This is a genomic window from Streptomyces sp. NBC_01298, from assembly GCF_035978755.1.
In the GTDB taxonomy this organism is placed as follows: Bacteria; Actinomycetota; Actinomycetes; order Streptomycetales; family Streptomycetaceae; genus Streptomyces.
This window is the reverse complement of sequence record NZ_CP108414.1, coordinates 69,376-84,185: the sequence shown is the minus strand read 5'-3', so window position 1 is coordinate 84,185 and position 14,810 is coordinate 69,376. Positions and strand designations below refer to the sequence as shown.

14 protein-coding genes and 4 pseudogenes are annotated in these 14,810 nt (G+C 69.4%); 12 read left to right on the top strand and 6 right to left on the bottom strand.

Going from position 1 to position 14,810, the window contains the following annotated elements; genetic code table 11:
* Window positions 1-122: 122 nt before the first annotated feature.
* The gene (locus OG730_RS00450; protein WP_327302181.1) at window positions 123-1,271 is read right to left on the bottom strand and encodes an FAD-dependent oxidoreductase; all 1,149 of its coding nucleotides are present in this window, start codon (window positions 1,269-1,271) and stop codon (window positions 123-125) included.
* 50 nt (window positions 1,272-1,321) lie between these two features.
* The gene (locus tag OG730_RS00445; protein WP_442814794.1) at window positions 1,322-2,896 is read right to left on the bottom strand and encodes an MDR family MFS transporter; all 1,575 of its coding nucleotides are present in this window, start codon (window positions 2,894-2,896) and stop codon (window positions 1,322-1,324) included.
* A 189-nt stretch (window positions 2,897-3,085) separates the two neighbouring features.
* On the opposite strand from OG730_RS00445, the gene OG730_RS00440 reads away from it, so the two are divergent.
* Window positions 3,086-3,703, top strand: a complete 618-nt coding sequence (locus tag OG730_RS00440; RefSeq protein ID WP_442814793.1) for a TetR/AcrR family transcriptional regulator — start codon at window positions 3,086-3,088, stop codon at window positions 3,701-3,703.
* A gap of 14 nt (window positions 3,704-3,717) precedes the next feature.
* Here OG730_RS00440 and OG730_RS00435 read toward each other — a convergent pair whose 3' ends face one another.
* Window positions 3,718-4,983 carry a nucleotide disphospho-sugar-binding domain-containing protein gene (locus OG730_RS00435; RefSeq protein WP_327302180.1) on the bottom strand — a complete coding sequence of 422 codons (1,266 nt, stop codon included), beginning with the start codon at window positions 4,981-4,983 and terminating at the stop codon, window positions 3,718-3,720.
* Between the two features lie 214 nt (window positions 4,984-5,197).
* On the opposite strand from OG730_RS00435, the gene OG730_RS00430 reads away from it, so the two are divergent.
* From OG730_RS00430 to OG730_RS00405, 6 genes and pseudogenes are all read left to right on the top strand, one after another.
* Window positions 5,198-7,237: a glycosyltransferase family 4 protein gene (locus OG730_RS00430; RefSeq protein WP_327302179.1), complete on the top strand. Its 2,040-nt coding sequence runs from the start codon at window positions 5,198-5,200 to the stop codon at window positions 7,235-7,237.
* Window positions 7,238-7,377: 140 nt separating this feature from the next.
* Window positions 7,378-8,003, top strand: a pseudogene (locus tag OG730_RS00425) (SUMF1/EgtB/PvdO family nonheme iron enzyme).
* Between the two features lie 55 nt (window positions 8,004-8,058).
* Window positions 8,059-8,499, top strand: a complete 441-nt coding sequence (locus tag OG730_RS00420) for an SRPBCC family protein (RefSeq protein WP_327302178.1) — start codon at window positions 8,059-8,061, stop codon at window positions 8,497-8,499.
* A gap of 202 nt (window positions 8,500-8,701) precedes the next feature.
* Entirely contained in the window at window positions 8,702-9,280 is a 579-nt protein-coding gene (locus OG730_RS00415; RefSeq protein WP_327302177.1) for a fasciclin domain-containing protein, read from the top strand.
* A 106-nt stretch (window positions 9,281-9,386) separates the two neighbouring features.
* A pseudogene (locus OG730_RS00410) lies at window positions 9,387-10,141 on the top strand (cryptochrome/photolyase family protein); the annotation flags it as partial.
* A gap of 4 nt (window positions 10,142-10,145) precedes the next feature.
* Window positions 10,146-10,348, top strand: a pseudogene (locus OG730_RS00405) (IS630 family transposase); the annotation flags it as partial.
* A 19-nt stretch (window positions 10,349-10,367) separates the two neighbouring features.
* Here the strand turns inward: OG730_RS00405 and OG730_RS00400 are convergent.
* The gene (locus OG730_RS00400; protein ID WP_327302176.1) at window positions 10,368-11,030 is read right to left on the bottom strand and encodes a M15 family metallopeptidase; all 663 of its coding nucleotides are present in this window, start codon (window positions 11,028-11,030) and stop codon (window positions 10,368-10,370) included.
* Between the two features lie 146 nt (window positions 11,031-11,176).
* Here OG730_RS00400 and OG730_RS00395 point away from each other — a divergent pair, with 146 nt between their 5' ends.
* Together OG730_RS00395 and OG730_RS00390 are read left to right on the top strand one after the other, a co-directional pair.
* Window positions 11,177-11,719 (top strand): matrixin family metalloprotease, encoded by a 543-nt coding sequence (locus OG730_RS00395; protein ID WP_327302175.1) that lies wholly within the window; start codon window positions 11,177-11,179, stop codon window positions 11,717-11,719.
* A gap of 2 nt (window positions 11,720-11,721) precedes the next feature.
* Window positions 11,722-12,240, top strand: coding sequence for a hypothetical protein (locus OG730_RS00390; protein WP_327302174.1), 519 nt, complete (start codon window positions 11,722-11,724; stop codon window positions 12,238-12,240).
* A gap of 214 nt (window positions 12,241-12,454) precedes the next feature.
* Here the strand turns inward: OG730_RS00390 and OG730_RS00385 are convergent, their stop codons facing one another.
* Complete coding sequence (locus tag OG730_RS00385) at window positions 12,455-12,592, bottom strand: hypothetical protein (RefSeq protein WP_327302173.1); 138 nt, start codon at window positions 12,590-12,592, stop codon at window positions 12,455-12,457.
* A gap of 486 nt (window positions 12,593-13,078) precedes the next feature.
* Between OG730_RS00385 and OG730_RS00380 the strand changes: the two are divergent.
* The 3 genes and pseudogenes from OG730_RS00380 to OG730_RS00370 all read left to right on the top strand — a co-directional run.
* Window positions 13,079-13,359, top strand: a pseudogene (locus OG730_RS00380) (GmrSD restriction endonuclease domain-containing protein); the annotation flags it as partial.
* The gene (locus OG730_RS00375) at window positions 13,356-13,685 is read left to right on the top strand and encodes a hypothetical protein (protein ID WP_442814792.1); all 330 of its coding nucleotides are present in this window, start codon (window positions 13,356-13,358) and stop codon (window positions 13,683-13,685) included. The pseudogene OG730_RS00380 and the gene OG730_RS00375, both read left to right, overlap by 4 nt.
* A gap of 96 nt (window positions 13,686-13,781) precedes the next feature.
* On the top strand, window positions 13,782-14,390 hold the full coding sequence (locus OG730_RS00370; protein WP_327302171.1) for a hypothetical protein: 609 nt from the start codon (window positions 13,782-13,784) through the stop codon (window positions 14,388-14,390).
* Between the two features lie 158 nt (window positions 14,391-14,548).
* Here the strand turns inward: OG730_RS00370 and OG730_RS00365 are convergent, their stop codons facing one another.
* Window positions 14,549-14,803 carry a hypothetical protein gene (locus OG730_RS00365; protein WP_327302170.1) on the bottom strand — a complete coding sequence of 85 codons (255 nt, stop codon included), beginning with the start codon at window positions 14,801-14,803 and terminating at the stop codon, window positions 14,549-14,551.
* Window positions 14,804-14,810 lie beyond the last annotated feature (7 nt).

Below are 14,810 nucleotides of genomic sequence, written 5' to 3'. Positions count from 1 at the left end.
GCGAGCGGCCTGGTCACCGCCGCGCAGAAGTTTTGGACAGGGTTTCCTGGTGTCCGATGCCCGGGCCGTTGCTGATCGGACGCGGTGTGGGAACAGCTAGGACTTGTCCGGCCGATAGGCGTCTAGGCATCTTGGTCGGCGGAGTCGGCGGAGTCGGCGAAGTCGGGGAGTTCGGTGGAGAGCAGTTCTTCGGCGCCGTGGTCGAGGAGCCGCTGCATCTCGGTGGAGCGGGGCACCATGGTCTTCTCGTAGACGCGGACGGCCTCCGCCAGGGTGTCGCTGCTGACCACGGCGAGGGCGAGTTCGGTGGCGTCGAGCATGGCGAGGTTGACGCCGACGCCGAGCGGGGGCATGAGGTGGGCGGCGTCGCCGAGGAGGGTGACGGTGGGGTTGTGGTCCCAGGTGTGCGGGACGGGCAGGGCGTTGATGGGGCGGTCGACGTAGCGGCCGTCGTTGTCGGTGATCAGGCGGCGCAGGGCCGGTGACCAGTCGCGGTACTGCTCCAGCAGGTGGGCGCGGATGGCCTCGGTGTCGTTGACGGTCAGGCCGTTCGCGGCGATCCAGTCGGCGGGGACGCGCTGGATGATGTAGACGCGGATGTGGTCGCCGCTGCTGCGCTGGGCGAAGAGGCCGCGCTCGCCGTCGGCCGCGGCGGCGCCGCCCTGGCCGACGAGTTCGGCGATGGCGGGGTGGCGGGTTTCGACGTCCTGGAACCAGGCTTCGAGGAAGCTGACTCCGGTGTACGCGGGGAGCGCGGGGGAGAGGGCGCGGCGGACTGTGGACCATGCGCCGTCGGCGCCGATGACGAGGTCGGCTTCGATGGTGGTGCCGTCGCCGAAGTGCACTTGGCGGGGGCCCTCCTCGGGGCCTTCGACGGACCGCAGGGTGTGACCCCAGCGGACGGTGCCGGGTTCCAGTGAGTTCAGGAGGAGGTCGCGGAGGTCGCCGCGGTCGATCTCCGGCTTGAAGTGTTCGCCCTCGTCGGGGGTGTGGTGGAAGAGCATCGTGCCGGCCGGGTCCAGCTGGCGCATTTCCTGTCCTTCGGGGCGGGAGAGCCGGAAGAAGTCCTCCAGGAGTCCGGCTTCGCGCAGGGCGATCTGGCCGTTGTCCTCGTGGAGGTCGAGGGTGCCGCCCTGGTTGCGGGCGTCGGGACCGCACTCGCGGTCGTAGACGGTGACGGCGATGCCGTGGCGCTGGAGGATGCGGGCGCAGGTCAGCCCGCCGGGGCCCGCGCCGACGATCGCGATGCGGGGTGTGGTGGTCGTGTTCATGGTGGCGCTCCGCTCGTATGGTCGGCATCGCTGCCGCGTGTAGGGGGATATCAGTTGGCCGGGGAGGCGGCGGATTCTTCGGGGGTGGCCGCAGGTGCGGGCGGTCCGGCCTTCTTCAGGGGGACTTCGATGACGAAGAGGGAGGCGAGGAAGGCGAGTGCGCAGACGATCGCGGCGGTGAGGAAGATGTGGCTGGTGCCGTCCGTGACCGCGGTGAGGTAGGCGTCCTTGGCTCCGGCGGGCAGGTTACGCAGGGTGCCCGGGCCGGTGTCCCCACCGGCGGGCAGGGTGGGCTGGACGGCGCGGGTGAACAGCGAGCCGAAGACGGCGACGCCGAGGGATCCGCCCAGGGTGCGGAAGAGGTTGACCGAACTCATGGCCGCGCCCATGTCGCGCAGCGAGACGCTGTTCTGGGCGATGGTGCCGGCCATCTGCAGGGTGAAGCCGAGGCCGATGCCGACGAGGACCATGGAGAGGCTGGTCAGCAGGGACGAGGTGTGGGCGTCCATGGTGGCCAGCAGGCCGAGCCCGGCAGTCAGGAACAGGGTGCCGACGACGGGGAACATCTTGTACTTGCCGGTGGCGGACATGACCTTTCCCGCGATGGTCGAGACGATCACGACGGGGATCATCATCGGGAGCATCAGCAGTCCGGAGTTGGTGGCCGAGGCGCCCTGGACGGTCTGCTGGAACAGCGGCAGGTAGAGGCCCGCGCCGAACATGACCACACCGGCGGCCAGGATCAGGACCATCGCGAGCGGGTAGTTCCGGTGCCCCGTGAACACGCTCAGCGGCAGCAGCGGCTCACTGACCCGCTTCTCCACCTGGATGAACAGGACCAGGCCCACCATCGCGGCGGCGCCCAGCGACAGGATCTGCCAGGACCCCCAGGCGTACGTGCTGCCGGCCCAGGTGGCGGCCAGGACGATCGCGGTGATGGACAGGGTCAGCAGGGCGATGCCCGCCCAGTCGATCTTCGCCCGGATGCGCGTGGCGGGGATCCGGAGCTTGCGCCACAGCCAGACCAGGGCGAGGAGCCCGATGGGGAGGTTGATGTAGAAGGCCCAGCGCCAGTCGAAGTGGCCGGTGACGAAGCCGCCCAGGAGCGGTCCGCCGATGGTGCCGATCGCCATCACGGAGGCGGTCATGCCCTGGTATTTGCCCCGCTCGCGCGGCGGTACGAGGGCTCCGATCAGTGCGAAGGCGCCCGCGCCGATGCCACCGGCGCCAATGCCCTGCACGACGCGGAAGGCGATCAGCTCGCCCATCGAGCCGGAGGTCCCGCACAGGGCGGACCCGAGGATGAAGACGCCGATCGAGGCCAGGTACATGGGCTTGCGGCCGAAGAGGTCGCCGAACTTGCCCCAGATCGGCGTGGTGACGGCGGTGACCAGGGTGTAGGAGGTGACGACCCAGGAGATGTGCTCCAGGCCGCCGAGATCGCCGACGATCGTGGGCATCGCGGTACTGACGACCATGTTGTCGAGCATCGACAACAGCATCGCGAGCATGACGCCGAGCAGCACCCAGCGCACGTTCTTCGGTACGGCCGTGGGGCCGGCCGTGGGGCCCGTCGCGGGGCCGACGGAGGGGCCCTCGGAGGGGAGGGAGGCAGTCGTGGACATGACTGATCACTCCTTTCGGGCATGAGGGAGAGGAGGCAGGCATCTGTTCCGACGCCCGCTCCTCCAGAAAAACATAACCGATCAATAAGTGCAACCATTCAACTTTGTGATCCGCGCAACCGGAAAAATAGGGTGGAGCCATGTCCGAGACGGACCTCGCCCCTGCTCCGGCGACGCCGGCGGGACGCCGTGAGCGGAAGAAGGCGAGCGACTACCCACCGCGCCATCGCGGACGCCGCGCTGAGCCTGTTCCTGGAGCGCGGGTACGACGGCGTCGGCATCCGCGAGATCGCCGACGCCGCCGACGTGTCCACCACCACGCTCTTCAAGCACTTCTCGGTCAAAGAGGTCCTCGTCTTCGACGAGGACGCCGACCAAGAGGCCGGCCTGCTCGCAGCGGTGCGCGACCGGCCGGAAGGCCAGTCGATCCCAGCGGCGCTGCGCGAGCACGCGCTGCGCGAGCACGCGCTGCGCCACCGCATGGCGGCCACGGGCGCCGATCCGCGCTTCACGGCGTTCTTCGCGCTGGTCGATGCCACCCCGGCGCTGCGCGACTACCAGCAGGCCATGTGGCTGCGCCACGCAGACGCCCTTGCCCGGGTCATCGGGGAGGAGAGCGGCGCGGGCGAAGGCGATCCGATCTGCACGGCTCTGGCCCACTTCGCCCTCGAAGCACCCCGCGCCGCCCGCGGCCACGCCGATTCCCGACAGGCCGTCGCCCGCGCGCCGCGCCGCGCCGCGCCGCGCTTCGCGGAGCCGGTCCGATCGCGCAGCATCGGACCGTGGGACACCCCCTCGTACCAGTGAGCCGGCGCAGCGGCTCAGGCCATCAAATGAAGCAGTCGCCCGGCCGCTTGTGCGGGACCCCGTGAGCGCACGTGCCGGCGCAGTTCGTCGAGGGCGTGTCGGGGTGCGTCCAGGAGCGTGGAGACGGCACGGCCCGCGCTGCCGGCGTCCAAACCGTACGGGTCGAGGCACAGGCCCGCCCCCGCCCTTTCGGCATCGTGAGCGATGGAGAACTGGTCGCTGGAGAAGGGGAGGAGGAGGGCGGGAACCCCGGCGGCCAGGCACTCGGTGAAGGAGTTGTTGCCCCCGTGGTGGACCATCGCATCCACCCGGGCAAGCAGCGCTTGCTGGGGTACGGTCGCCGCGACCGAGACCCGAGGACCGGCCAGGGAGGCCAGCGAGTCGGCACGGTCCCCGGCCGCGATGATCACTGAGGTGTCCTTGCGCTCGGCCAGGATTCCCCGAGCGACTGCCTCCAGTACGTCATGCCGGGCTGAAAGGAATGTTCCCAGCGCCACCAGCACCACACGTCGGCCTCCCTGTCGTAGCCGGCGCAGTTCGGATTCCCAGAACGGACCCGGCTCTTCCTGTTCGGCGCGAGTGAAGTGCCCGCTGAAAACGTACTCGGGGCCTTCGGGGCGCGGGGGGAGCCAGTCCAGACGCGGATAGTGCAGAACCACTGCTCGGGGCGAACAGAGCGAGAACGCCCGCCCCGGTACCGGTCGATGCGGTGCGTGAAGGGCGATGAACCGTGCGAAGAGCGCGGTGAAGGAGCGGTCGTTCACCCGTGCCTCCTGGCGCAGCGTGTGCAGCCCGGCGGTCGTCGGCCGCACGGCCTGCGGCCACGCATAGGGCACCCCGAACAGCGCGTCCGGCGCGGCCGGCAAATAACTGGGATGCCCCGGGCAAAACGTCGCGTACGGCAGGTCCAGGCAGTGCAGTGCGAGGGTGACGGAGTAGCTCAGCTGGTCCACCACGTACCAGTCCGCCGGCCGGCGGGCGTGCAATGACCGCAGGTCCTCCAGCACCCGCTCCGGCTCGGCCAGCATGTCGGCCCCGCGGTGGCGGGCCTGAACCAGCAGCGCGGGAACAGCCCCGGCGAGCGTGGCATCGAGGAACTCCTCCAGGCGTCGCGCTTCGTCCCGACCCTGCACCGTGCGCCGGGCGATTCCGGTATTCGCATTGCGCGAAACCGTGAGTGGGGTGAAATCCACCCCCGCGGCCTCAGCCAGCGGCGCGAACGCCTCGGCGCAGGCGAAGGTGACCTCCGCCCCCGCTGCCCGGAGCTCGCCCGCCAGCACGGACAGCGGGGCAGCGTGCGAGTGGAACGGCGGAGCGATCACGGTGACACGCGGCACGAGGGCCCCACTTCCGGCAGAGGACTGTCCTGCCCTCTTCGGCACCAGGCGGGCATCCGGACGCAGCCCGACGACTGCTTGCCCCTCCGTCCGCATCCGAAGGCGCGAGCGCGGCGGAAACAACGGTGACCATCCGCCCAAGCGAGAGCAGCGCCCCATGGACGCAACCACCCCGCAGGAAGGGCTCGACCCTTTCGTCGCGGCCCGCCAGGCCTTCTGGGACACACAAGAAGCGCCGCGGACACCAGCGACATTCGGCACACTGGCCTCCTTCCTCAACGCCGAGTACCGTCCCTGGCACGACGACGATCCGGCCGACGGTTTGTCGGATCCCTGCGACAGGGAAACGGCCCTACTGCGTCGCACCCTGCGCCTGCGCGGGTCCACCGACCCCGAAGCCCTCCTGGCCGCCACCCTGAACGCGGACCAACGGCTGCGCAGCACCGTCGCGGAAGCCTGGCCGCTGTCGCTGCGCCGTCACGGAACCGATCCGGTCCGCCGCACGCTCATCAGAGAAATCCGCGAATGTACCGACTCCGAAACGTTGGCTCACCTGATCGACCTCGCCACCGCGGGAGGGCTCCACGTCATGGATGCGGACCAGTGGGCTTCCCGCGCCCGAGAGCGCCCCTTGACCGGGAGGCCGGCCAGGTTGGCCCTGTGGCGCCACGTCGCGGGCCACCCCGCGGGTCGGCGTCTACTGCCGAAACCCGATTCCGCTACCGAGGCCTATGAACGATTGCTGCTCACGGCCGCCAGAGGCGAGCGACTATTCGAATCTCCCGCCCTGCCGGTCGGAGCCGGCCTGCTCGTGGTCCAGTCGATGCTGCTCGGCGAGATGGACAGCCCAGGAGAGGGGAGTAGCGGCGGTCTCGGTGTCCTGCTCGCCGGCCTGGGCGACGCACTCGCGCGCACCGAGCGCATTGATGCCGTCATCACCCTCGTGACGAAAGACGCGCGTGAACTTCTGACCGAGCCCACTCTCCTGCGAGGTCGCGGACCGGGGCACTGGACGCTCAGCCTGCCGACCGACCCGCACACCGTGACTACTCCCGGGGGAGGACCAGCCGGCGATGCAAGCGCGCTCACCTGGTGGACGCGCAAGCTCCTCGAAGGGCTGGAACGACGGCCCGACCTGGTTCATGTCAGGTTCGCCGACGACGGATCCCTAGCAGTCGCCGAAGCAGCGCGCCGGCTCGGCACCAGACTGGTCTTCACTGCCACACCCGACCCGCACCGCCGCGTCAGCGAGCGGCATGCAGGCCGCACGGCTACCGGCGGCACCCCGACGGAGGCCCTACGCGAAGACCTGCACCGCGTTTTCGCGGCCGACCGGCTCGTCGACCGCGCCGATGCCGTCATCGGCATCCCGGGCCGTGGCGGAACAGCCGAGTTGGTCCGCTACCTTCCCCAACTCGCAGCCGCACGAGGTGGACGGGGACCGATCGCGCCACCGGAAGGAATCACGGCCTATCGGCCCGCCGTCGACGAGACCCGGAGATACGAGCACCTGCTGGAAAGGCTCTTCGAGACCGGACTGCCCTCCGCCCTCGACGCCGACGAGCGCAGCCAGCCCATCCTGCTCACCGTGGGGCGCCTGCACCCGCTCAAACAGCAGCACGTCTTGGTGCAGGCATGGATCGAGTCCGGACTCCATCTCCGCTCGACGCTCGTGGTCGTGGGCGGATCCCCTCGCGGGGATCGGGCGGATCCGGGTGAGCGGGAAGTGCGGAAGGCGATCGCCGATCTCATCGTGGCGAACCCTGGGGCGTCTTCACGGCTCGCGATGGTGGCAGCGATGGCCAACACCGAAGTCCGCTGCCTGGAGCGGGCGCTGGCCCGCTCTGGAAGCACGGGCCGAGCCTATTACGTCTGCCCGAGCGCGAAGGAGGAGTTCGGCATCGCCGTGCTCGAAGCCATGGACGCGGGCTTGCCGGTCGCGGCCACGAGTCGTGGCGGAATTCCCCACTACCTGGAGGACATGGTCAACGGTCTTCTCCTGGACACCTCGTCGTCCAAGACCTTGGCCGAGGGGCTGGAGGGACTGCTGTCCCTGAAGCCCGCGGTTCTCGACTCCATGGCGCGCCGGGCCCGGGCAACGGTTCGCGCGAACTACTCGATTGACGCTGCGGCCTCAGCCTTCGCCTCCGTTTACACGGAACTGCCCGGGCCCAAAGCCACCGCTCCCACGGCATGACCAGTTGAAGCCCCGCCGGGCTGCGAGGCCGACTCGTCCGGTCTGTATGAGGGCGCGCGGGCCGTGCTCGGCCCGGAGGTCCCGCTGAGTCGAGGCCGGCTACGGCAGCGCCCACGAGCGGGTGCGGTACGGCCGAACCGGTGAAAAGGCTGGGACACCCCCTTGCCTGTCGCGGTCGGACCATCGGCTGCCCGGGGGTGAGGTACATGAAGGAAGCCCCACGTGCGGAGATCCACGTCCCGGCGTTCCGGATCGCCCGCACCCCGGTCACGGTCGGCCAGTGGACACGTTTCGCGGCAGCCACCGGCCGCCCGGCCGCACAGGGGCCGGCGGACCACCCGGTCATCGGGGTCGCCTGGGAGGCGGCGACGGCCTACTGCCGGTGGCTCGGGGAACGACTCGCCCTCGTTCGTTCCCGAAGGGCGCCAGCCCTTTCGGGGTGCTGGACATGGCGGGTAACGCCGACGAGTGGACCTCAACCGTCTACGCTCCCTACCCGGGCTACCCGGGCTACCCGGGCGCGCCCGCCGAGGTGCCGAGCACCGAGGGCTGGGCCTTCGACCGGCACGTCACCCGAGGGGGTGCGTTCCGCCACGACCGGGACCTGGCCCGGTGCGCCCGCCGGCACGGCGCCTATGAGCCGGATCTTGAGGCGATCGGCGTGGGGTTCCGTCCGGCGGCACCGGCCGCTTACCTCTGTACGCCGACAAGGACGCAACCAACCGCGTCGGATGCATCCGGTGCCGGCCCGTGGAGCGAAGAGTAGGTGCAGTCTCGGGGCGCTTCGGTAGAGACGGAGGCGGCAGAAGGGGCGAAAAACAGTGATCACGGTGCAGCGCGGTTTCATCGTCGGAGTTCCGCTGGAAGACCTGGCCACCTACCTGGCGGACTTCGGTCATGCCCAGGACTGGGACCCGGGCACCGTACGGTGCGTCCGGACCGACGAAGGGCCAGTGCGGCCTGGGGCCACCTGGAACAACACCTCTCGATTTCGAGGGCGGACCACGGATCTGGTCTACGTCCTGGAATCCCGCGATGCACACCAGCTCGTCTTCGCGGGGGCGAACAAGACCGTAGCCGCCAGGGACGTCATGAAGTTCGAGCCGCGATCGGCGACCGCGACCCGGCTCACCTATACCGCCTCCCTGCGGTTCAAGGGCCTTGCCAGAGTTGCCGAACCCTTCCTGCGGTCGGAGTTCGAGGCGCTCGCGGACAAGGTCGCGGAGCGACTGCCCATCGCGGCCGAGGCCCGACACGGGTGACGGGCGACCGACGCCGTGCCGCTCGCGAGCGATGGCAACCTCGGAGCCAAGTATTGATGAATATCAAATAAGAAGATGTCGCCGATACCCGAACCAATCACTCCTGTGTCCGGTGACGAATCAAGAGTGAAGGTGCTCTGCCCGGCAAGGCGCCGCCTCAGCGAACGGCAGAGCCCCGAAGACCCATTCGGAGGAGGAAGCCATGGCTATCCACTACGTACGCCGCACCGCCGCACTCGCGGCAGCAGCGTTCGCTCTCCCCCTAGCGCTGGGCGTGGCAGTACCGGCGTTCGCCGAGTCCCCTCAGGCGGACCCGTACGGACCGGCCTGTGCGTCAGTACCCAAGGAAGGCTCAGGCAGTCTCGCCGGCATGGCGAAGGACCCGGTGGCAACTGCGGCGTCCAACAACCCGGCCCTGTCGACGCTGGTCACGGCCGTCAAGAAGGCCGGTCTGGTCGACACCCTGAACAACGCCAAGGACATCACCGTGTTCGCGCCGACCAACGAGGCGTTCGCGAAGATCCCGAAGGCTGATCTGGACAAGATCCTGGCCGACAAGGCGGAACTGACCAAGATCCTCACCTACCACGTGGTGGGCGAGAAGATCGCACCGAACCAGCTCGACAAGGGCTCCTTCAAGACCCTCGAGGGTAGTTCTCTGACTACTGCCGGATCCGGAGAGAGCTTCACCGTCAACGGCACAGCGAAGATCGTCTGCGGCGACGTCCAGACGGCCAACGCCACGGTCAACATCATCGACACCGTCCTCACGCCGATGTGACCCGCTGCGATAGCCCTGCGAGGGGGACGGTGGACGTGAGCGTACGAACGTGTGGAACGGCCGCGTCGTTCGTCGTCGGCCTGGTCCGAGTTGGTTGGATGCGGGCATGAGCCCAGTGCACTGGTTGTTCGGAGACCAGCTCGGACCGCACTTCACCGCCACCGCCGGGGGCGGGGCGCCGAGGAACGTCCGGTGGCTGCTCATCGAGTCCCTCGCGGTTCTGCGGCGGCGCCGATTCCACCGGGCCAAGGCCCACCTCGTGCTCAGCGCCATGCGCCACCGGGCGGCAGACCTGGGTGAGCGAGCCCAGTACGTCAAGGCGGAGACCTATCGGGAAGGGCTGCTGCAGGCCGTAGGTGACGCACCCGTCTCCGTCCACCACCCCACGTCCCGTGCCGCCCTCGCCCTGGTGACGTCGCTCCCTCACATCACCGTCCACCCGGCCCGCGGCTTTCTGGTCGGGCACCGGGAGTTCGCGGACTGGGCCGCGCTGCAGCAGGGCAGGCGGCTTCTGCAGGAGAACCTCTACCAGCACACCCGGCGCACTCACGACATCCTGATGGAAGGGGACGGGCCGGCGGGAGGACGGTGGAACCTGGACCACGACAACCGCGAGCCACCGCCCCGCGGCCTCACCACACTCGGCGCGCCGCCTTTGTACCGTCCCCGCGAGGACGAGACCGACGAAGGGGCCAGGCAGGACCTGGACCGCTGGGAACGCGAAGAGGGCATCACCTTCGTGGGCCGCGACGGCCCCGCCTGTTTCCCGCGAGCCGCCGCGAGGCACTGGCCGCGCTCGACCACTTCATCACCCACCGCCTCGCCGACTTCGGCGCTCACGAGGACGCCATGCTGACCGCCGGGCGCCCTGAGAACGATCCGGGCCGCCCGCCCGGACGGCGCCCCGATCCACGTGATCCTCGACAACCTCTCCGCCCACCTCAACTGGCGAATCCGCGCAACCAGAACGCCCGCCACCCCGACGTCCTCGCTGCCCAACGACGCGAACGCGCCCGCATCCGCAGCGAGAAAGGCATCCGCTGGGGCGGACGCCCCGCTGCCGCGTGACCAGGTGGCCAGCAGGCTGTCAGGCTGACGAGGCCATCTCCGTCGGGCCGTAGAGGGCTGCGGTCTCACCAGTGATCAGAGCCCAATATCGGTCGCCAAAGGACCAATGCCACCACTCGGTGGGGTAGTTCACCAGACCCGCGGCAGTGAGCACGGAACCCAGCAGCTTCCGATTCGCGCGGGCTTCCGTGCTGATGTTGGCGGCGTGGGTGTAGCAGGCGCCGTCACTCTCCTCGGGGTCTACGTTCATCCGGGTGCCCAGCTCCAGCTCGCGTCCCTCGGCATCAGCCAGGGTGAGGTCCACAGCCGCGCCGGCGCTGTGCGGAGCGATGTCGGGCGGTGATACGTACCGACTCGCCGCCGAGTGGATCTGCTCGGCGGACCAGTCGGCATGGATGGCCCGCAGCTGGCCGGCGTACTCCTCGAAGTACGCGCGCTGAAGCGAGGGTGGCCGGTAACCCTCAACAAACAGCAGTCGCAAGCCGTGCGGAAGAAGCTTTTGGGCCTCAATTAGCCGCTCCACCACACCTTCCCGCACATACGCATAGGCATCTGCCGGGTCCTGCTTGCGCGAATCGATCAACAACGACTTGCCCCGGCGAACGTCTACGAGACGTTCACCGCACTCCGCAACGGGTATGGCGGCAACCTTGGGATCCGACATCAAGACGATCTCACTCATGACGTGATCATCTCGCAGGACTCATCCGGTGAACCTTCCCGGTCACAGCACTAGGCGTCGACGCCGGGGCCCGGAAGACAATATGTCTTCCGGGCCCCGGCGCTGAAACGATCGTCCCCGCGTACGGAGCCCCTACCGTGGACAGGGTGAAGCGTCCTCTCTCCGCGTTATCGGCCGCCGCCGCGCTGCTGCTCCTCGCCCCCGGCCCGGCGCACGCCGTGGATCCGGCGCCGTGCCTCAAGGGCGAGTCGGAGTCCACGTCGTTCAGCTCCGTGGACGCGGGCGAGATCCGGTACACGGACTCGGCCGCGTACCTCACGGAGATCAACCACGCGATCTCCGCGTGGCGGTACTCCGGCTCGAAGATCAAGCTCCTCGCGGACACGGCGGGCACGGTCAACGACCTGGACTTCGAGGAGTTCAACGACCCGAAGGAGGCGGCCGCCGCGATCTGGAAGTACAAGGCGGCCCCGGGGTGGACGGACTACATCAGCATCAACAAGGCACGGATGAAGGACTACGCGCCGAAAAGGCGCAAGAGCGTCGTTGCCCACGAGCTCGGGCACGCGCTCGGTCTCTGCCACAAGGCGAAGGCGACCACGGAGTCGCTGATGTGGCCGACCGTCCAGGACACCTACGACGTGCCTCAGGGCGTCGACAAGGCCAACTACAAGCGGCTGTGGGGCTGATGATGAGTGCTCGTGTGTGGATGGTGGCCGGGATCGCGTCCGGGGTGTTCCTCGCCGGCGGCGGCTGGTACGCGCTGGCCAGTGCGGAGAGCACGAGCCACGCGGTGTGCGACGTGGATCTGTCGAAGGACGCGGTCGTCGCGGACGAGTTCGAGCGCCTGGCCGTGGTGGAAGCCGTACGGACCACCAGGTCGTGGGAGGAGTCGGGGAGCGCCTACCGGTCGAGCGAGGTACGTCTCCTGCGGGCGCTGCAAGGCACCGTGCCCGAGTCGTTCACCGTGACGCAGGGCGTCACCCCGAAGGGCGAGCCGGTGCACGATGACCCGGTGCACGTCGTACTCGAGCCGGGCCGCCAGTACGTCGTGGGCCTTACCGACATGGACGACAACGACCCGCGCCCGTGGGCTGGCTACAGCGCGCTCGCCAAGGGCGGCGTCGAGGGCGAGGTGGCCCGCTGGCGCGATGCTCGCAGCGCGGTGGCCCCGCCGGCGAAGCCCTGCAACGACGTCGTCGTCGAGTAGGGCCGCTTCCGGATTCCGGCCCTGATTTGGGGGCCGGAATTGTCACCATCTCCAGCGTGTGCAGGGGGCCGGTGTCACCAGCCATGGGAAGACCTGTCCGCGAGAGGGGGCGGGGCCGCTCGGCACTACGGCATCGCGTTGTGGTGAGGCGTCGCAGCGGCGGCGAAGGAGACCCGCACCATGCTGCGCGCCCGGTCCGGCAGGCTCCGGCCGGTCAGGGGCGCACGTCTCCGGCCTCGAACCGGACGGCACCGAGTTCGAGCGTGAAGGCGACCTGCTGCCCCTCGGACGGGCTCCCGGACTTGCTCCGCAGGTTGGCCCGGACCACGGGCGCGGGAGCCTCGGACCCCACCGGGGTGACTTCGTGGCACCGGACGATGCGGCTGCCGCCCGCGTTGTCAGGGGCGGACCGGGGCTCGCTTTTGAGTCTGTTTCATTCGGCAGCTTCGATTCCGAACGGACCGCGGTGGAGTGGGAGTGCCTCGTCTGCGGCGACGACTTCGAGGAGCACTGAGGCCGGTGAACCGCGGATTGTCGCTGGTGCGGACGATGGTGGATGTGTTGTCTTCGCGCTCTCGGCCCGTCTGGTGGATGCTCTGGACGAGGCGGAATCTGCCCGACTGCGTGGGTTCGCCACGGAGTGGGCCAGGCAGCGGGCCGTGGACGGCGAGGAGATCGGATCTGAGGTGGCGGTCGAGATGCCGGGAAGCTTGGGAGCTCTGGCCGGTGGGGCAGAAGCAAACGACCATGCTGTGTATTGCTGGGTCGCGTAGAGGGCAGGAGCTCTGCTGGTGCAGGGAGGCACGGTCGCCCACCGTGATGGGCTCTACCGCATTCCATGGTGCCCCTCGCCAATGCCCGGCGATCGGGCGCCGGATCCTGGACGGCCGAGCAGCGTAAGCAGTTCGCGAACGACCTGCCCCGCCCTCAGCTCCTCGCGGTGTCCGCGGCGACGAACCGCGGAAAGGGCGACCAAGGGCCCGAGGACTGGCAGCCCCCGGCCAAGGGCTACTGGTGCACGTACGCGACGGCGTGGACGAACGTGAGTCCACGTACCAGCTGACGGGGACCGAGGCGGAGAAGAAGAAGCTGACCGAGATGATGGAGACGTGCTCATGACCGACCAGCCCGACAACACGCGACAGCCTGACGACGGTGCCGTGCCGGAGGGGTCGGTCCCGTTGACCGACCACGTGAAGGCGGGGCCGGGCGGGGCGATGACGGACGAGGTTGGCGTCATCACCGGCGACGTCACCCTGACGACCGAGGCCGGCCCGGACGGCACAGCGCTGGTGCGGATCCAGTACACCGGCGCGGAGGAGTGGTACACCCTCACCGGCAGCCCCACCCCGCTCCCACCCGGCGGCCTCGCCGCGTTCCACGAACGTGTCGTCGAGGCCGTGAAGGCCGGCGGTGCCTCGGAGGTCCCCGGCACCACTTCGTGAAAACCCGCCTGCCCGGCGACCCGGCTGCGGCATCGTCGTGTTCAGGCGGCCCCGCACCGCGGGCCGCCTGAACACGGGGCAGGGAGGGGACGGGCGATGGTGAGTAGGCGCGAGACCTGGACAACCGAGGAGTTCGGCACCTCCCACACGGGCGCGGTCGAGGCTGTCCTTGCCGACGGCACCGTGCCACCTCCGGTGTACTTCGACGCCGGCTCGGGCGGGGGAGGGGACCCGGTCTCGCAGTGGAGCGTCTACGACGGCCACTGGCCCCACACACCGAAAGCGGCCGCGCTGCGCGCGGTGTGCTCCTGCGGCTGGACGGGCCCCGAACACCGCCTGGACTGGGAGGCGATCGGTGACCAGGACCTGGAGGACGGCGGGAGCGAACAGGCGGACGCCGGCGAACGCGACTGGGACGGACACACCACCGAGGTCGAGACGACGACCGTCCCCCTGCCCGAGACCGTCACCACGCTGCTGGAGCGACTGGAGGCGGAGATCGCCAGGCTGACGAAGACTTCCCCGGTCGCAGGAGTACGGGCGGCCCGCCACCTGGAGATCGTTGCCGAGCGCGTCGGCTACTGGGCGGCCCGCGACACCGCCGCTGACCTGGACACCGCGCAGGCCGCAGCGCATCTCGGCCTCAACGAGGATGCGGCACGCAAGCTGATGGCCCGCTTCGGCCGTTGGAGCCCCTACCGCTGACCCGAACGGGCCACCCGGCGGGAGGGTTGGCGGCCCCCGCCCGGACCGACGTGCGACGGAGGACCCGGGCAGGCTCCACCGGCCAGCATGCCCGGACCACCCTGCCCACGCATGCCGACCACGCGGACCGCGGGCACGGACCACGGAACGGCGATGCTCTACAGGGCGCTCTCGTAGACGACGGTCGTCTCAGGGCAGTCCTCCGCGAGTCCGAGGAGCGCCTGTACCTCGGCGTCGTCGGCTGCCAGGTCCCATCTCAGCTTCGTGCCGACCCAGGTCGCGGCGTACGTGCGGTGGTAGGACCCGTCGGACGGCAGCCATTCCGCCGGCTCCTTGTCACTTTCGCTCCTGTGCTGTCTGCGGAGACCGCGATCAATGTGTCCGGCGGGCCTGGTCGTTGGCGTACGCCTCACGCCGAGC